14 protein-coding genes and 1 other RNA gene are annotated in these 17,380 nt (G+C 48.2%); 11 read left to right on the forward strand and 4 right to left on the reverse strand.

What is annotated here, in order from left to right:
* Nucleotides 1-102: 102 nt before the first annotated feature.
* Nucleotides 103-702 carry a tetrathionate respiration response regulator TtrR gene (gene ttrR, locus GF111_RS21015; RefSeq protein WP_061872552.1) on the reverse strand — a complete coding sequence of 200 codons (600 nt, stop codon included), beginning with the start codon at nucleotides 700-702 and terminating at the stop codon, nucleotides 103-105.
* Nucleotides 674-2,395 carry a tetrathionate respiration histidine kinase TtrS gene (ttrS, locus tag GF111_RS21020; protein WP_224217861.1) on the reverse strand — a complete coding sequence of 574 codons (1,722 nt, stop codon included), beginning with the start codon at nucleotides 2,393-2,395 and terminating at the stop codon, nucleotides 674-676. The genes ttrR and ttrS overlap by 29 nt, the downstream gene beginning before the upstream one ends.
* A gap of 229 nt (nucleotides 2,396-2,624) precedes the next feature.
* Here ttrS and ttrB point away from each other — a divergent pair, with 229 nt between their 5' ends.
* The 3 genes from ttrB to ttrA are packed head-to-tail and all read left to right on the forward strand — an operon-like array spanning nucleotide 2,625 to nucleotide 7,448.
* Nucleotides 2,625-3,362: a tetrathionate reductase subunit TtrB gene (gene ttrB, locus GF111_RS21025; protein WP_047730216.1), complete on the forward strand. Its 738-nt coding sequence runs from the start codon at nucleotides 2,625-2,627 to the stop codon at nucleotides 3,360-3,362.
* A complete protein-coding gene (gene ttrC / locus GF111_RS21030) occupies nucleotides 3,359-4,384 on the forward strand; it encodes a tetrathionate reductase subunit TtrC (RefSeq protein ID WP_048234475.1) in 1,026 nt (341 codons plus the stop codon). The genes ttrB and ttrC overlap by 4 nt, the downstream gene beginning before the upstream one ends.
* Nucleotides 4,377-7,448 carry a tetrathionate reductase subunit TtrA gene (gene ttrA / locus GF111_RS21035; RefSeq protein ID WP_147190409.1) on the forward strand — a complete coding sequence of 1,024 codons (3,072 nt, stop codon included), beginning with the start codon at nucleotides 4,377-4,379 and terminating at the stop codon, nucleotides 7,446-7,448. Before ttrC ends, ttrA begins: the two co-directional genes overlap by 8 nt.
* Before the next feature lie 47 nt (nucleotides 7,449-7,495).
* Here ttrA and GF111_RS21040 read toward each other — a convergent pair.
* Nucleotides 7,496-7,625: non-coding RNA, RtT sRNA (locus GF111_RS21040), on the reverse strand.
* A gap of 703 nt (nucleotides 7,626-8,328) precedes the next feature.
* On the opposite strand from GF111_RS21040, the gene GF111_RS21045 reads away from it, so the two are divergent.
* From GF111_RS21045 to GF111_RS21065, 5 genes are all read left to right on the forward strand, one after another.
* Nucleotides 8,329-9,237 carry a DUF4760 domain-containing protein gene (locus tag GF111_RS21045; protein WP_071845378.1) on the forward strand — a complete coding sequence of 303 codons (909 nt, stop codon included), beginning with the start codon at nucleotides 8,329-8,331 and terminating at the stop codon, nucleotides 9,235-9,237.
* Nucleotides 9,238-9,443: 206 nt separating this feature from the next.
* Entirely contained in the window at nucleotides 9,444-10,295 is an 852-nt protein-coding gene (locus GF111_RS21050; RefSeq protein WP_047730878.1) for a DUF6387 family protein, read from the forward strand.
* A gap of 100 nt (nucleotides 10,296-10,395) precedes the next feature.
* A complete protein-coding gene (locus tag GF111_RS21055) occupies nucleotides 10,396-10,602 on the forward strand; it encodes an AlpA family transcriptional regulator (protein WP_047730220.1) in 207 nt (68 codons plus the stop codon).
* Between the two features lie 332 nt (nucleotides 10,603-10,934).
* The gene (locus GF111_RS21060) at nucleotides 10,935-12,140 is read left to right on the forward strand and encodes a site-specific integrase (protein WP_071845379.1); all 1,206 of its coding nucleotides are present in this window, start codon (nucleotides 10,935-10,937) and stop codon (nucleotides 12,138-12,140) included.
* Between the two features lies 1 nt (nucleotide 12,141).
* Nucleotides 12,142-13,434, forward strand: a complete 1,293-nt coding sequence (locus GF111_RS21065; protein ID WP_047730221.1) for a site-specific integrase — start codon at nucleotides 12,142-12,144, stop codon at nucleotides 13,432-13,434.
* 45 nt (nucleotides 13,435-13,479) lie between these two features.
* Here the strand turns inward: GF111_RS21065 and GF111_RS21070 are convergent, their stop codons facing one another.
* Nucleotides 13,480-14,448: an IS5-like element IS903B family transposase gene (locus tag GF111_RS21070; RefSeq protein WP_000654805.1), complete on the reverse strand. Its 969-nt coding sequence runs from the start codon at nucleotides 14,446-14,448 to the stop codon at nucleotides 13,480-13,482.
* A gap of 69 nt (nucleotides 14,449-14,517) precedes the next feature.
* Here GF111_RS21070 and GF111_RS21075 point away from each other — a divergent pair, with 69 nt between their 5' ends.
* The 3 genes from GF111_RS21075 to GF111_RS21085 all read left to right on the forward strand — a co-directional run bounded on the left by GF111_RS21075 (nucleotide 14,518) and on the right by GF111_RS21085 (nucleotide 17,064).
* Nucleotides 14,518-16,149, forward strand: a complete 1,632-nt coding sequence (locus GF111_RS21075; protein WP_047730222.1) for a DNA-binding protein — start codon at nucleotides 14,518-14,520, stop codon at nucleotides 16,147-16,149.
* On the forward strand, nucleotides 16,150-16,554 hold the full coding sequence (locus GF111_RS21080; RefSeq protein ID WP_047730223.1) for a hypothetical protein: 405 nt from the start codon (nucleotides 16,150-16,152) through the stop codon (nucleotides 16,552-16,554). It begins immediately after the preceding gene.
* A gap of 96 nt (nucleotides 16,555-16,650) precedes the next feature.
* Nucleotides 16,651-17,064: a hypothetical protein gene (locus GF111_RS21085; RefSeq protein ID WP_047730224.1), complete on the forward strand. Its 414-nt coding sequence runs from the start codon at nucleotides 16,651-16,653 to the stop codon at nucleotides 17,062-17,064.
* Nucleotides 17,065-17,380 lie beyond the last annotated feature (316 nt).

The following is a 17,380-nucleotide window of genomic DNA, read 5'->3' on the forward strand; positions in this document are numbered from 1 at the left end:
CGTAATCCATTAATGTTTCTAATGAATATATTGCCTGGATCGCGCTGTGTCAATCATGGGAAGAGGAATACGGGACGTTAACTTGATGAGGGCTTGATGCGTTCACTCCCGGGGCGTGAGCGGCAGAGCCTGCAGCTGAATCACCAATTCCGCCAGGCTGGCGGCCTGCATTTTCTCCATCACTTTCGCCCGGTGAACCTCCACGGTGCGCAGGGCGATATTCAGCCGCTCCGCCATTTCCCGATTCATCATGCCTCGCCCTACCAGCTGCGCGATGTCGCGTTCTTTCGGCGTGAGCGTGCGGTAGCGGCCGAGGGTTTCATGGCGTTGCCAGGCTGCGGACGAAACCCGGTGCGCGCGTTCGAGGGCGGCGATCAGCGGTTCAGCGGCGATCGGTTTTTGCAGGAAGTCCACCGCGCCGTACTTCATCTGCTCCACCGCCATCGGCACGTCGCCATGGCCGGACAGGAACACCACCGCCAGCGTGCTGCCGAGGCGGCGCAGCTCAGCATAGGCCTGGTGCCCATCGAGTTTCGGCATCCTCATGTCCAGCAAGACGATCCCGGTCTGAAACAGGTCGGCCTGCGCCAAAAAGTCGATGCTGTCATTCCAGCACTGCACGTCGTGGCCGAGGCTGGTCAGCAAAAAATGGCAGGCGTCGGTGACGGCGACGTCATCGTCCAGCAGATGAATTAGCGACATGGTTTTCCTCATGGTTCAATATGAAATGCAGCGTTACGCACAGCCCATTGCGGCTGTCGGGGGCGGGGCGGTTAGCCAGGCGGATTTCGCCGCCGCCATAGCGGGCCAGGCGCCGGCAAATGGCTAGCCCCAGCCCCATGCCGCCGGCTTTGGTGGTGTTGAAGGGGCGAAAAGCCTGTTCCAGCCCGGGCGTTGTCATGCCGCCCGCGTTGTCCTGCAGATGCAATTCGATCGTCCGTTCGCTCTGGGCGGCGGAAAGCCAGACGGCATTGGCCCCGGCCTGCGCCGCATTCAGCAGCAGGTTCGCCAGCAGTTGTTCCAGCAGCGCCGGCGGCAGGGTTAGCGTCAGCGAAGGCGCCACGTTGTTGAACAGCGTCAGGTCGGGGTAGCGCTGCGTCAGGCGCAGCAGCGCCCACACCCGCTCGGTGGTTTCGCTTACCGCAGCGGGCTGCCAGCGCGTTTGGTCTATCGCCTCTGCGGTGGGCTGTGCCCACTGGCGCAGGTTATGAATCGTCTCGCCGCCGCGCTGCGCCTGTCGGTCGATATTTTCCAGCGGCCCCAGCAACGGATGCCCGGCGTCCGTTTTGCGCAGTTGGATCAGGCATCCTTGCGCATAGTGGCGAATAGCCGCCAGCGGTTGATTGAGCTCGTGTGCGAAGCCGGAGGCCATTTCCCCCAGCACGTTCAGCTGCCTGGCGTTCTCCAGTGCCTGCTCCTGTCGCCGCAGTTGCTCTCCGGCATGGAGCAGCTGTCGCCCGCGCCGGCGTACCAGCAGCGCGATCCAGATATGGTTGACGATCAACAGCGCCAGCACCGCCAGCGACAGGCCGACGGCCGTCTGATGCTGGATCAGCCAGCTCTTGATATCCAGCCACAGCCGCCGCTGTTCCGGGTGTTGATTGACGGCGCGCAGCAGCGCTTCCACCTCGCTGGTCGAGGCCGGTGCGCCCCACAGGAAGGGCGACTGCGGCGGTGCGGTCAGCAAGGCCCTTGCCACCGCATCCACCAGTGAGTTATCCAGGCCGGGCAGGGCGGCGAACGACCAGTTGGGGTAAAGTGGCGTGCTGGTAACGCAGGGAACCGACGCGGCCTGTTGCAACAGCGGGCGAAAATCCGCCGGATTGATCAGGCCTTCCTGATCCATTTTCTCCAGCAGGCAGACCGGGACGATGGCGGCCTGAATGGCGCGTTCGCGCAACAGATAGAGCAGGGCGTCGGCAGGGAAACCGGTAAAGCGCAGGTGAAAATCGCGCTCGGGCCGTATGCCGGCGTCGCTGAGCGCCTTATAACCGGTCAGATAGCCGCCGAAGGCCTGCGGATCGATGGCGCCCACCGTTTTGCCCATCAGCGCCTGCGGCGTCGTAATGCCGCTGTCGCGCCGCACCAGAATCACGCTGCCGATGATGTTGCCCGTTGCCCGGTCGCCGTTGGCGGCGCGCAACGACGCCAGCCAGCGCAGATGATAGTGGCTGTTCAGCTGCACAAACTGCGCCGGATTGGTGACCACGAACTGCACACTGCCCCGATTGACCGCCTCGCGCATCTGCGCCAGATCGAGCGGCCGCAGGCGGAAGTGTTCACCGCCGACGCTGCCGTTGAGCCTGTCGATCAGCGGCTGCCAGTCACGCGCGGTCGCCGCATCGCCGCGCATCGCCAGCACGCCGACCGACCACTCGCCCGCCTGTGCCGCCATCCCCCAGCCGAGACTGAGCAGCAGTAATAACACGACCCTCACGGCCCCTCCTGATGGGCAATCTGCCTGCCGTCACTTGTTTTAGATCAACGTTAGGTTCGGTATGTGGTTAACCACAATAGAGCTGAGCCCAATGCCATTTTTACACTGTAAATCATCGACATTGTTTATTCATCTAACGGGCATCAATAGCGTGATCGGGGTGATGCCCAGGGTGTGGGAGAGGCGCATGGATTTCGGTAAACGGCAGTTTTTGCAGCGGCTGGGCGTGTTGACGGCGGGGGCTTCGCTGATCCCCATGGCGGAAGCCGGGTTAACGTGGGCGCCGACGCGGCGCGAGGGGGATGTTCGCCGACGCTATGCGATGCTGATCGACCTGCGGCGCTGTATCGGGTGCCAGGCCTGTACCGTGAGCTGCGCCATTGAAAACCAGACGCCGCACGGGGAGTTTCGCACCACGGTAAACCAGTACCAGGTCAGCCTCGAAGGGGAAGAAGTAGCGACCAACGTGCTGCTGCCCAGGCTGTGCAACCACTGCGACAACCCGCCCTGCGTGCCGGTATGCCCGGTCCAGGCCACCTTCCAGCGCGAGGACGGGATCGTGGTGGTCGACAACAAACGCTGCGTGGGGTGCGCCTATTGCGTGCAGGCCTGTCCGTACGATGCCCGTTTTATCAATCACGCCACCCAAACGGCGGACAAATGCACCTTCTGCGTGCACCGGCTGGAAGCGGGATTGCTGCCGGCGTGCGTGGAGTCGTGCGTGGGCGGGGCGCGGATCATCGGCGATATGCGCGATCCGCACAGCAGGCTGAGCAAGCTGCTGCGGCGCCATGAGGCCGAGATCAAAGTCCTCAAGCCGGAGAACCAAACCGCGCCCCACGTCTTTTATCTGGGGTTGGATGACGCCTTCGTCACGCCGCTGCCGGGGCGGGCGCAGGTCGCCTTATGGGGGGAGGGACGATGAGCCGCCAACTGATGATCGCAGAAGTACTGAGCCAACCGCAGGCGGTGAGCTGGCTGCCGTGGGCCGTGCAATATTTCTTCTTTATCGGCATCGCCGCCTGTGCCGCGTTGCTGGCCTGCGTGTGGCGCTGGCGCGGTGGAGATAACGCCGCGCATCTGGAGCGCATGGCGCTGTTTATCGGGCTGACGTGCGCCATCACCGCGCCGCTGGCGTTAACCGCCGATCTGCATCAAACCGCCCGCTTTTGGCATTTCTACGCTTACCCGACGCCCTGGTCGTGGATGCCGTGGGGCGCGCTGTTCTTGCCGCTGTTTACCTTGCTGCTTGGCCTGTGGTTTCTCGCGATCGAATTTACGCGGCTGACGGGCAGACCGGTTGCGCTGCTGCGTGGGATCGCGCCCGCCTGCGCGCTGGTGGCTATCGGCCTGCTGTTGTACACCGGGCGTGAGGTTTCCGTCGTGCGCGCCCGCCCCATCTGGTTCAGCTACGGATTTCCGATCGTGATGTTCCTCAGCGCGCTGCAGGCGGTCTTGGCCCTGTTGCTGTTGGCGATGCGCAAACGGCCCGGCCTGCAGGCGCTGCTGGCGCGCGGGACACTGCTGACGCTGTTGCTGCTCGGCGGGGCGATCCTGCTGTGGGTGTGCGGCGATACGCTATCCGGCGCGGCGGTACGCCACTGGCTGCAGACGCAGGCGACGGCGCGCCAGTATGCCGCGGGATGGATCGCACTGTGGGGGCTGGCGCTGGCGTGCGCCGCCTGGGCTGCCTATCGACGTTTGCCGCGCGGCGGCGCGCCGCTGTTGGTGGCCGGCGCACTGGGGCTGAGCTGGCTGATGCGCTGGACGCTGTTGATCGAAGTGCAAACCGTGCCGAAATACAACGCGTCTTATTCCCCCTATAGCCTGCCGCTTGGTACCGACGGTTTGCTGGCGATCGTCGGCACTTTCGGGCTGTGGCTGGCGTTAATGATCATGGTGCGTGAAGCACAGGCGTTTTTATTGCGGAGAAAACAACATGGCTAAACTCACCCGGCGTCAGTGGTTGAAAGTGGGCCTGGCCTTCGGCGGGCTGTCCGCTTTTGGCCTGAGCTATCGTGAGGTCGCCAAACGGGCGATCGACGGCTTGATTCATGGCACCTCAGGGCGGGTGACGTTGGATCGCATCAACGGCAACTCGCTGCAGCCCGAAGGGCGGGCAGTGCCGGAATGGCAAGGCAATCCGCAGCAGGCCATCTCGATGACCCAGTGTTTCGGCTGCTGGACGCAATGCGGCGTGCGGGTACGGGTGGACAGGCAGACCGATCGGGTATTGCGCATTGCCGGCAACCCTTATCATCCGCTGTCTCAGGAACGGCACGTCGATTCGGCGTTGCCGCTGCAGGACGCGTTGGCGCAGCTGGGCGGCGAAAGCGGCCTCGACGCCCGTTCCACCGCCTGCGCGCGCGGCGCCACGCTGCTGGAGGGGCTTTACAGCCCGCTGCGCGTGCTGGAGCCGATGAAGCGCGTCGGCAAGCGCGGCGAGGGCAAGTGGCAGCGCATCAGCTTTGAGCAGCTTATCGCTGAAGTGGTGGAGGGGGGCGATCTGTTCGGCGAGGGGCATGTGGACGGTCTGCGAGCGATCCGCGATCTGGAAACACCGATCGACGTTCGGCGCCCGGGGCTGGGGCCGAAAGCCAACCAGCTGCTGGTGACCAATGCTGGTGACGACGGGCGTGACAGCTTCCTGCGGCGCTTCGCCCAGAACAGTTTCGGCAGCAAAAACTTCAGCGCGCACGGCGCTTACTGTGGGCTGGCCTACCGTGCCGGCTCCGGTGCATTGATGAACGATCTGGACAAGAACCCGCACGTGAAACCGGACTGGGAACAGATCGAATTCGCGCTGTTTATGGGCACCTCGCCGGCGCAGTCCGGCAACCCGTTCAAGCGGCAGGCCCGGCAGCTGGCCAGCGCCAGATTACGCAGCGAGTTCCGCTACGCGGTAGTGGCGCCGGCGCTGCCGCTGACCACCACGCTGGCGGACGATCATGGCCATTGGATCCCGGTGCTGCCGGGCACCGACTCGGCGCTGGCGATGGCGATGATCCGTTGGATCCTCGACAACCGGCGTTATCAGGCCGGCTATCTCGCCATCCCGTCGGAGGCCGCCATGCAGCGTGCCGGCGAGAAGAGCTGGACCAACGCCACGCATCTGGTGATCGCCGAGAGCGAGCACCCGCTGGCGGGGCAGCATCTGACGCTGGCCCATCTGAACGGCGCCGAGTCAGCGTCGCCGGTGGTCGTCAACGGCGCGGGGGAACTGGTGCCGGCCGAGGCGTGCGACCGCGCCGAGCTGTGGGTAACCCGCACGGTGACGCTGCACGACGGCGCGCAGGTGGCGGTGAAAAGTGGTTTCCAGTGTCTGAAAGAGGCCGCCGATAAACTGTCGCCGGAGGCGTACAGCCGGGAATGCGGCGTGCCGGTGGCACGCATCGCGGCGCTGGCCGAGGTCTTTACCGCCCATGGGCGCAAGGCGGCGGTGGTCGCCCATGGCGGGATGATGGCGGCAAACGGGTTTTACAATACCTGGTCGGTGATGATGCTCAATGTGTTGGTCGGTAACCTTAGCCTGGAGGGTGGAGTGTTCGTCGGCGGCGGTAAATTCAACGGCTTCGCCGAGGGGCCGCGCTATAACCTGGTCGATTTTCCCGGCCTGGTAAAACCGAAAGGGCTGAATATCGCGCGCAGCAAGGCCGCCTATGAAACCTCCGACGAATACCGCGAAAAAGTGGCGGCGGGCGTTTCACCCTGGCCGGCCAGGGCGCCCTGGTATCCGTTCGTCGCCGGGCAGTTGACCGAGCTGCTGACGTCGGCGCTGGCGGGGTATCCGTACGGGCTGAAGGCCTGGATCTCGAACATGACCAACCCCTTGTACGGTATCGCCGGGTTGCGCGGCGTGGCGGAGGAAGGATTGAAAGATCCGGCGCGTTTGCCGCTGTTTATCGCCATCGATGCGTTTATCAACGAAACGACGGCGCTGGCCGACTATATCATCCCGGATACCCATAACTTTGAGAGCTGGGGATTCAGCGCCCCTTGGGGCGGCGTCGCCAGCAAGGCCACTACCGCGCGCTGGCCGATAGTGACGCCGGCGACCGCGAAAACGGCGCAAGGGCAGCCGATTTCCATGGAGGCGTTTTGCATCGCCGTCGCCAAACGCCTGGCGCTGCCGGGGTTCGGCGATCGCGCGATCGGCGACGGCCAGGGCGGGCTGCTGCCGCTCAACCGCGCCGAGGATTACTATCTGCGCGCCGCCGCCAACGTGGCGTTTGCCGGCAAGGCGGCGGTGCCGGCCGCGAGGGCGGAAGAGCTGGCGCTGTGCGGCGTCGATCGCTTGTTGCCGCAGCTTGCGCAGACGCTGCGCGCCGATGAAATCGACCGCGTGGCGTTTATCTACAGCCGCGGCGGCCGCTTCGCCGATCATGACAGCGGCCGCCGCGACGGTAGCGTGGGCAATCGTTGGGAGAAGCCGCTGCAGATCTGGAATGCGGAAGTGGCGAAGCATCGCCATGCGATCACCGGCGAGCGTTTCAGCGGCTGTCCCACCTGTTACCCGGCGCGTTTGTCGGACGGCCGCGCGGTGGAAGAGCTCTACCCTGAGCGGCAGTGGCCGCTGCGGCTGATGTCCTTCAAATCCAATGTGATGAGCAGCTCCACCGCGGTGATCCGGCGCCTGCACGACGTGAAGCCGGTGAACCTGGTGGCCCTGAACCCGGCGGACGGGGTGCGTTTCGGCATTCAACACGGTGACTGGGTGAGCATCAGTACACCGGGCGGCAGCCGGGAGGCGCAGATCAGTTTGTTGGCGGGGGTGATGCCCGGTGTGATCGCGGTGGAACACGGCTACGGCCACCGGGAGATGGGGGCCAGCCGGCACTATCTGGACGGCGAACCGCTGGCGATGGATGAGCGCATCGCCGCCGGCATCAACCTTAACGATTTGGGCTTTGCCGATCCGACGCGCGAAGTGCCGAACACCTGGCTGGATTGGGTAACCGGTGCGGCGGTGCGCCAGGGCATTCCAGCGGCGATCGTCAAACTTTCCGCGTAAACGGCAGACGAAAAAAAACCTGCTGTAACAGCAGGTTTTCTTAAATTTGGTCGGCATGAGAGGATTATGCGCATCTTCGATGCTTGCCCTGCGGGCCGTTGCTAAAGCAACGTGGTCTCACTGCGCTCGGCTCAAACCTCCTTCGGAGATTCTCATCCTCTCAGTGTGCAGACGAAAAAAAACCTGCTGTAACAGCAGGTTTTCTTAAATTTGGTCGGCATGAGAGGATTAAATAAAGCAATATAATATATTGATTATAATTGATTTTTTTATTGAACTGTATCAGTGTATGCCTAAGCGTATGCCTAAAAGGTAAAGTCATCTTAGATGGAGGAAAAACACTGCTACTCTAAAATTTCACCTGACTTAAGGGTTGCAGTAAGCTAAAGCCACCACATGGATTCAAGGGGCGGGCTGGATGATGAAAAATTGGTCAGTTGAGCATACGAAGAATGTTAAGACATGGCTGGATATTGATACGTATCGCGGGAAGAGCTGACTCTCATACCGCTCTACGATGATCTGATGGCAAGGATTCAAGCCAAATCAGGAGTGTTTAAAGTGAAAGCCATAAGCCTCAACATATTTAGGGTTTTCAGCAGAAACCAAATTTATCATTTAACATTAGGCTCATTATATTAGCTTTGTGAAGAAGATATAATGATTGGAGGAGAAAATAAAGGTAATAAATATCTATATTGCTTTTTATTAAAAGATCGTATAAAATAAGTAAGTGGATACTTCATTAGCTGATCAATACAAAGGAGGATTTATGCTACATAATCTATTAAAAAATATCACAGAAAACGCTTATTTTGAATAAAAGAGTATTTTTTAATTAAAGAGCAGTTTAAACTGCTCTTTTTTTTAAGGCTACCTAATGAAAAATGATAATAAATTTTCATTGCAAAACGTAATATATATATTAGTTATCTTTAGCATTATTTTTTTAATCGGAGTGCTATTTTTCTGTCAAACAAAACCATTTAATATTAGATCACTCAACCGCAGAGATTGGTTGTATATATCGCTGATATTATTATTCAGTTTTAGTTTTTATTTAGTGTTATCCATAAAGTATGAAGAGATAAAAAAATCTTTAGTTGTGATATCTACAGCGATGTTTTTAACACTTTCCATATATTACTATTTAATGTCAAAGATATCTATGGAGTATCAGACAACGCTTTCACTATTGGTGAGTTCATTATTTATTTGTGCTGGTTGGTGGACCCAATCAACTATAAATAGATCATCGCAACGTAAAAGTCATACACTAAATTTGATTATGAATCAGAGATTTAGTGATTTATATATGAGAAAGAACGACGATCTAGTTAAAGCCTTTGGAATGAATATTACAGTACATCCAGATTGGTCAGATAGGGTGTTTAAAATTAAGGATCAACCAAAGCCGTCATTTCAAAATCCGTTATATGCATCAGAATATTTCTCTTATGTCGAGGGTATTAAGGGGTTGTCATATCTCCTTAATTTTTATGAATTTGCAGCAGTTGGAATATTAAAAGGAGATCTTGACGATAAAATGATGAAAGAATGTTTCAGCGGCGCAGTTTGCCGTATAGAAAAAAGAGCATTCTTTTTAATCAGATATTCTATTGCCAGGGACCCAAATGCATATGAGAATTTTATAAAGCTGATGACGAAGTGGGGGAATGAATCCTTAGTAATTAAATATAAGGACAAAACGGATGATACAATTTGTAATGATAGTAGTTTTATAGATATCTTTACTATATCCAAAAAACCAACGGAGTTTTTAAAATAAATAAACCTCATGTTGAATTGACAAGATTTGACATGAGTGTTGGCTTTCAAGCTAATAAAAAGAGTCAAATCAAAAAACAAAATCCTAATAAGGTGCCATATAAATTTATAAACATAATATTTTATCAAGTATAAAGTGAATTTAGTAATCATTCCGCCCACATTAATTGATTAAATATTAGTTAAAAGGTTAACGTAATGGGGTTTATGAAAAACTGGTCAGTTGAGCATACGAGAGATGTGAAGAAGTGGCTGGATGTTGATAGCTATCGCAAGTTTGAAGAGCTTCCGCTCATACAGCTTTACCATGAGCTACTGGCAAGAACACTGTTCTTTAAGCCGTATCATGAGGAATTTGAAGCAGAAGCGGTCAGGCTTTACATCGACAGGATCTTCACTGGAAAACCGTTTCTCATCACAGAAAAGCATCTCGGCTATCTCACAAGAGAGGATACCCTTTACCAGCCACCGCACTTCTTTCTCACAACCACCGAACGACTGGCACAGTTGAGCATCAACGGTCTGCGAAATTCACTGTTCTTTTGGGATGGGAGTGATGAGTATTCGGTTAACCGTGAATTCCTCGATAGCCCTGTATCAGAAGCTCTCCCCAAGTTGTTCAGGGATACGGTCATGGTCGAAATTGACCTTGCGAATGGAACTGATGAGGAAATAGCTGAATCACTCAAAGCAGCGCTACCTCAATGGCGTAAAGTCAGAGGTATCGAGGCAGATACAACGGACGCTATCCGCTTCGGTTATGGAACGATTAAGAAACTCATCAACTACAGATTGATACCCATGATCGACATCCTTGTATGGTCAACCTTGCATAAGGTTCGCATATCAGAAGATCGACTTTCACGCCTCCTTTACACCGACGATGATGATGAAGAACAGACCCGACTTAATCACCAAATTCGGGACACAGACAGACCACTGGCGATAAAAGCAGCCAGTATACCTTTCATCCGACAGTTTCATCTGTTCATCAACAAAAACAGCCATCTCAAAAACATCAGAGTTTCAGACGTGATGAAAATCGCTGATTCTGACTAAGGCCAACCTCCATTAGCTCTGGCGTTCCCAGCTTCTGTCTCTTTCCCGCTGATTCATTCGTATAGTCGTTTCCATCAAAACGAAAGAAGAGGAAACGACTATGAATCAGCACAACACCCGTCTTATTCGCCTCCCTGAAGTTCTCAATCGAACCGGTTATGGTAAAGCCTGGATCTATCATCTAATCAGCAAAGGATGTTTCCCATCACCAGTGAAAATTGGATCTCGTGCAGTTGCTTTCATTGAAAGTGAAGTGGAAGAGTGGATTCAATTAACTATCGAAAATTCAAGAAAGCATGTCTCCTGAAATAAAATTACAGCCTTCATATTTATGAAGATTAATTCTCATATTTGTAAAGTTTATATCTTAACAAAACCTATATTTAACGTAATTCTTTACGTTTTTTCATGCAGGGCTTACGCCATAGGCATTTAAAGGTGGTTTCTTAATATCGGGTATGGATACAACATGCTAGCCGTACCTGTTTCTTTCACGTGAAAGAAATTTTTTTAAATAATTAAATTGACTATAAAAAAAGCCAAATATGACAAAAAAATTTGCAAAATTTAAATTGATAAAATAAAGATAAGCCGTAGTGATTACTAAATGTAAAGTTTTCGGAGGGTTGATAATTATTTATGTCATATAAAATTAAAAAATTTGTGATGAGTAATGGTGAAAGAGGGTGTTTGATTCTCGATAAGGAGACACAATTACCAGTTTACTATCAAAACCTTTATCTCACAACAAATGTTAGGAACAGAAGTGCGACAGCATCAACGCTAGAAATAGTCGCAACAAACCTACTTATACTAAGCAATTTCCTAAAAAGCAGGAACATAAATATCATTGATAGGATTGAAACCAAGGGGTTCTTAAATGTAGCTGAAGTAGATGATTTGATAAGGTATGCAAGGCAGAGATTCGATAAGCAAAAGATTACGAATGTAAGATTGATAAAAATGGAACAGGTTGCTAAAAGAACTTTCAGTTATAGGATTCATGTTTTTTCGAGCTATCTTAATTGGCTGTGCGGATTACTTCATTCTATTAAGGGAATTCATGCTAAATATGAAGTCGAGGGTTTCATAGAAAGTATTAAAGCCCATCTTCCGCTAAATAAATCACTTGGCGTGAATGACAGAAAAGATAAATCTCTAAGTGAAGAACAAATAAAAACTTTATTTAAGCTGTTGGAAGTGGAAGGAAGCCAAAATCCTTTCCAGAAGGAGGTTCAGGTGAGAAACAGACTCATTTTTACCTTACTGTTGAATTGTGGTTTAAGAGCAGGAGAGCTATTAAATTTAAAAGTTAATGATTTCTCTCCTAGAAATTACACACTCAATATTTTCAGAAGACACGATTGCATTGAAGATCGAAGGCTGAATCAACCTTTAGTCAAAACTGGTGAAAGGGAAATTCCATTGTCGGACGAGTTAGCAATGGAGGTTTTGGATTACATAAATAACTATAGAAATAAATACACCAAAAAGAAGACGCATGACTTCCTGTTTGTTACACACAGTTCATGTAAAACAATAGGGGAGCCTTTATCTGTTTCCGCATATGAAAAGATAATTTCGACTATTAAAAAATCAAGCCCGGTATTAAAAAATTTATCAGGTCATAAACTGAGGCATTCCTGGAACTATTTTTATTCAAATGAAATTGATGATTCGAATTTAGACATTAGCCGAAAATCAGGGTTAAGGTGCTATCTCATGGGATGGTCAAAAGATTCAAGGATGTCAGAAAATTATAATTTCAAACATATATCAATAAAAGAAAAAGAAGTTATTGAAAAGGTTTATGACTCTTTAAGAAAAATAACTAAGGAGGTATGAAATGAAAGCAAATGTATTAAAAAAAGATAATAGATTATTTTCAATGATGACGGGGTATAGCTTCAGAATCTCTGATAGTAAATGGCAATTAGATATAAATAATTGTGTTTACCCATATAAAGTTGCCGATAAAATGCCAGAGTCGATGCGTGTTGGTTACCTTAATACTTTGGCATATTTTTCGTCTGAATATAGTGCAGGTTATATAAAGAATATAAACCATATCTTTAGTCAATGGCTAAGATTGATGGATTTTGAAATGATTAATTCCAAAGCGGTTTATCAATTTAATGTTAGCTTAGGCCCTGAGAAAAATTATATGCTAAATTCAATAAAGAACTTCCTTAGTAAATGGAAAAAACTCGGTTATGAAGGAGTTGATAACTCAGCTCTAAGGATGCTGGAAAAAATAAGTATTAAACCTAATTTAACAGGGGAGGCCGTTAAACGAAGAGATCCGAATAGTGGACCATTAACGGAAGAAGAGATGAAAATCATACTTGAAAGTATCAGCAACTTGTTGAAAGAAGATAAAATCCCTCTGTTTATTTATTGCTACATTATTCTATTAGCAACAACGGGAAGGAGGCCATTACAGTTAACTTCGTTAAAAGCAAAAGATCTCATCAGAACGGGAGAAAATTGCTTTCTAAAAATACCGAAAGTAAAACAAAGGAAGGACTTTAGAAGTGAGTTCAGCTTGGTAAGTATCGATGACTCCCTTTATGAGAAACTAACAACCTTGGTTAATATGAATCAAAAACATATTGAAGATAGCGTTAGTCAGAGTATGGACCATATAAAAAATGAATTACCTATATTTATGGACACTAAAAAATCTTTATCAATTCATTCCGATAAAAGTTTAGATACAATCATGGCAACTGATTTTCTACATATGAGGAATTCTTTTATCTCAAACAAACTAAGTAATTTGACTACTAAATTCAACATTAGGTCATCAAGTAATAACGATCATATACGACTTAATGCAAGACGATTCAGGTATACCCTGGGAACTCGTTTAGCAAAGGAAGGAGCATCAGTTGAAGTAATCGCGAAAGCATTAGACCATAAATCTATAAACTCATCAGGGATATACGTAAAAAATTGTCCAGACAATGTTCATGATATAGACAAGATGCTTAATCCTTTTTTTGAACCGCTATCAAAGATATTTCTTGGAGAAGAAAAATCAAAAAACAAGAAGCTCTTTACTGAATATGTTTTAAAAACGTTCGGTTTTTTTAATATTAAAAACGACCAAATTGAATGTTTCACTTGGCTTTGTTGAATAAATCAGATTTCGGGTAAGTCTCCCCCGTAGCGGGTTGTGTTTTCAGGCAATACGCACGCTTTCAGGCATACCTGCTTTCGTCATTTTGTTCAGCGCTCGTACCAGGGCCATAGCCTCCGCAACCTGACCATCGTAGTCACGCAGCGTCAGTGAACCCCCGAACAGCTGTTTTACCCGGTACATCGCCGTTTCCGCTATCGAGCGACGGTTGTAATCTGTTGTCCATTTCCACCGCGCATTACTCCCGGTCATTCGCTGATTAGCCACTGCACGGTTACGGTCTGCATATTCACCGGGCCAGTAACCCGCACCTTTTCGGGGAGGGATAAGCGCGCTGATTTTCTTACGCCGCAGTTCATCGTGACAGAGCCGGGTGTCGTAAGCGCCGTCTGCCGATGCTGCCCTGATTTTTCTGTGAGTCTGCCGGATAAGACCCGGGAAGGCTTCTGAGTCCGTCACATTGTTCAGCGACAGGTCTGCACAGATGATTTCATGTGTGTTGCTGTCAACTGCCAGATGCAGCTTACGCCAGATACGGCGGCGTTCCTGGCCATGCTTTTTGACTTTCCACTCGCCTTCACCGAAGACCTTCAGCCCGGTGGAATCAATCACCAGATGCGCGATTTCACCCCGGGTGAACGTTTTGAAACTGACATTAACCGACTTTGCGCGCTTGCTGACACTGGTGTAATCCGGGCAGCGCAACGGAACATTCATCAGTGTAAAAATGGAATCAATAAAACCCTGTGCAGCCCGCAGGGTCAGCCTGAATACGCGTTTAATGACCAGCACAGTCGTGATGGCAAGGTCAGAATAGCGCTGAGGTCTGCCTCGTGATGAAGGCGTTGCCGACTCATACCAGGCCTGAATAGCTTCATCATCCAGCCAGAAAGTTATGGAGCCACGGTTGATGAGGGCTTTATTGTAGGTGGGCCAGTTGGTGATTTTGAACTTTTGCTTTGCCACGGAACGGTCTGCGTTGTCGGGAAGATGTGTGATCTGATCCTTCAACTCAGCAAAAGTTCGATTTATTCAACAAAGCCGTTTCACTTGTAAAAACTTTAGACCCTGGAGTTCCCAATGACCAATATCATTTTATTCGAGCCAGCAAATGCTAATAATCCGAGTTCAAATGTTGATGAATTTATTGAATTTTGTAAGAGTAATATTTTCAACTCGAAGTTAGCGATTTCATGGGAAAGTAATGTATGGAAGAGATATTATAGATTCAATAAATTTGACATGAATAATAATCGAAATAGCAAAGATAGATTAGATGGTAGTTTCATTGATTTTGCTAAAGCTTATATGTTTCATATTCACTCGTTTAGCAAGTCAAAGTCAAACCAGAATACTTTGTCAATGTTGAAAATCATAGAGTTTGTTTTATTGAAATCATACGGTGAAGCTAATGTTATTAAGTGTAATAATAACATATTTGATGAATGTGCAAGGATAGCATCTGCCAAATATTCAAAAGTACTAGCAGTTGGAATTGGTAAAGAACTTGAGAAACTATGTTTATTCTTAACTGAAAATAGAATGACGACATCATCATACTTTTTCTGGGTAAATCCGTTGAGGCATAAAATAACTCAGAGCTGGAAAGGTTATGAGCCTTCACTCGAAGGACACTCAAAACTACCAGACATAAAATCCGTAATAGCTATTGCTGAGATTTTCTCAAAAGATGAAAGCCAATTGTCTACAAGGGACATTTTTACTACTTCTGTTCTTGCACTACTCATGTGTGCTCCAGGAAGAATTTCAGAAATTTTAAGTCTTCCAGCGGATTGTGAGATTACTGAAAAAGATGACAAAGGCATTGAACGATATGGTTTAAGATTTTTTTCAGCAAAGGGTTATGCTGGGGATATCAAATGGATTCCTACAGTAATGGCCCCTATAGCTCAAAAGGCGATAGCCCGATTAAAAAAACTGTCCAGCAATGCAAGGTTTGCCTCAAGGACAATGGAAGGCCAAGGCACTGATCCATCCAAATTTGCACTCGTTACCACAAAGCCTCAGAATTTTCCTTGGTATGATGAAGAAAAAAGAATTAAATATTCAAATGCTTTATGTCTTTTATTTGACAGGCAACTGTGTCAGAAGACAAGAAAAGATTTTACATCTTTTTTCAAACCCACGGCTGAGTTTTTTAGAATGGATATTAATGCTTTTGCAAGTATTAAAGGCACAACAAACCTGTTCAAAAGACACGGATATATCAATGAGGATGGTATTCCATATTCTATTAGAACTCATCAAATAAGGCATCTGCTGAATACTTTTTCTCAAATTAATGGCATGGATGAGTTCAGCATCGCTCGATGGTCTGGAAGAAAGTTGGGCTCACAAAATGTTTCCTATGATCACCGATCACACTTACAAATGACTAAGCTCATAAGAGAAAAAACGACAATCGAGGCAAGTAATAGGCATAGAAAAAAAGAAATAGCTATCATGGATATAACTGATTTCGATTCATTGAATGATGGAGCTGTGCTCGTTACTAAGCATGGTTACTGCAAGCACTCATATGCTTTTGACATATGTGGTTATTATCCAATACAAGACTCTGGAAAGGATGATGATCGACTATTGGTAATTCATAATAAAATTATTGAAAAAACTTATGATGATAAAAATGATGGGAATGTCAATGCTGAAAAATGGTATGAGTTTCAAAATAAAATTATAAAAGGAGAGTGAATGGCTAAACATATTACTGGTTATGATGAAAAAAGCATAACAAATGTTATAAATAACTGGAATAAAGATGAGAAGCTAACCTGGGATGCTTTATGCGACAAGTTAGTAAAGATCATTGGTAAGAGACCTTCAAGACAATCTTTAAGTAGTCATGTCAAGGTTTCGGATTGTTTTAATTCAAAAAAGAAGATTCTCAAGCTTGGTATTAAAAAAACATGTTCTATTAAACCTGCCAATTTAGAAATCGCTTGTCAGAGAATAAAAAGGCTCGAAACTGAAAACGAAGCTTTGATAGCATTAAATAACAGATATTTAGAGCAGTTCAAGATATGGCTTTATAATTCTCATTTGAAGCAAATAACTGTTGAAGAGCTTAATAGACCCTTGCCTGTAAAAGATATTTAAATATAATTTGATAGGTTTTAACTATTGACATCATTAATAATTATGATATTTCTTTAATTGTCAGGAAGACAAAAATAAATTGCAAGGATGCATATTATGAAAAAAATAAATATTAATCTCATGGAAAGGTATCTTCTTCTGCTTGATCGATTCGTTGATAAACTTACGGAATCAGGCTTTGAAGAACAGGAAATTATAGAGCAATCATATCTGTTTTGTGCCGGGTTTTACATTAAATACCAGCCTGAAATAGAAAAGCTAACTTTTTCAAACAGGGAGGTCGTTTTAACCTTTCTGCTACTTTCATATTATAGTCATATAAATAAACTGGATGATAATTTGATCAACAAAGAGCGTATGAAGCATGTATGTTCTTCATTGATTAACTTTATAGTCAGTAATGGTAGCCGAACAGAGAAAGTCTATGCTAATGAGAAAAGGAAATATGAGGCTTCAACTCTAAAAAGAGAATTATCGAAAAAGGATAAAAGGAAAAGATATGGGTTGTAGTGTTTGTATGATTTTCATTGAACTTACTTAATCTATAGTCTAAATTTTAATATTAGATTCGTAAATCTATAATTCCATGAATCTAATTAATGCTTAAAAGCATCCTCTAAGATGCTTTTACTGTTACCATGCATACATACCCAGAACCTTTAACAAACGATAATAGAGGGGAGTTGTGTATAACAACTCCCTGACCTTATTAAGGTTAGCGATATTATTCAGCATCGTTCTGTCAAACATTTAATTTCTTTGAAAAATACTAATTATACCTCTTAAGTTAATAACTTCTGCTTGATAGTGTATTTTGGTAAGTTGG

This window comes from Serratia sp. HRI (assembly GCF_010119335.3).
Lineage (GTDB): Bacteria > Pseudomonadota > Gammaproteobacteria > Enterobacterales > Enterobacteriaceae > Serratia > Serratia nevei.

Coding starts and splice junctions, on each gene's coding strand:
- GF111_RS21055 (WP_047730220.1), top strand. CDS start 10,396: ATGAATCAGCACAACACCCGTCTTATTCGCCTCCCTGAAGTTCTCAAT.
- GF111_RS21080 (WP_047730223.1), top strand. CDS start 16,150: ATGGCTAAACATATTACTGGTTATGATGAAAAAAGCATAACAAATGTT.
- GF111_RS21075 (WP_047730222.1), top strand. CDS start 14,518: ATGACCAATATCATTTTATTCGAGCCAGCAAATGCTAATAATCCGAGT.
- ttrB (WP_047730216.1), top strand. CDS start 2,625: ATGGATTTCGGTAAACGGCAGTTTTTGCAGCGGCTGGGCGTGTTGACG.
- ttrC (WP_048234475.1), top strand. CDS start 3,359: ATGAGCCGCCAACTGATGATCGCAGAAGTACTGAGCCAACCGCAGGCG.
- GF111_RS21050 (WP_047730878.1), top strand. CDS start 9,444: ATGAAAAACTGGTCAGTTGAGCATACGAGAGATGTGAAGAAGTGGCTG.
- ttrS (WP_224217861.1), bottom strand. CDS start 2,395: ATGGCGGCACAGGCGGGCGAGTGGTCGGTCGGCGTGCTGGCGATGCGC.
- GF111_RS21045 (WP_071845378.1), top strand. CDS start 8,329: ATGAAAAATGATAATAAATTTTCATTGCAAAACGTAATATATATATTA.
- ttrA (WP_147190409.1), top strand. CDS start 4,377: ATGGCTAAACTCACCCGGCGTCAGTGGTTGAAAGTGGGCCTGGCCTTC.
- ttrR (WP_061872552.1), bottom strand. CDS start 702: ATGTCGCTAATTCATCTGCTGGACGATGACGTCGCCGTCACCGACGCC.
- GF111_RS21065 (WP_047730221.1), top strand. CDS start 12,142: ATGAAAGCAAATGTATTAAAAAAAGATAATAGATTATTTTCAATGATG.
- GF111_RS21085 (WP_047730224.1), top strand. CDS start 16,651: ATGAAAAAAATAAATATTAATCTCATGGAAAGGTATCTTCTTCTGCTT.
- GF111_RS21060 (WP_071845379.1), top strand. CDS start 10,935: ATGTCATATAAAATTAAAAAATTTGTGATGAGTAATGGTGAAAGAGGG.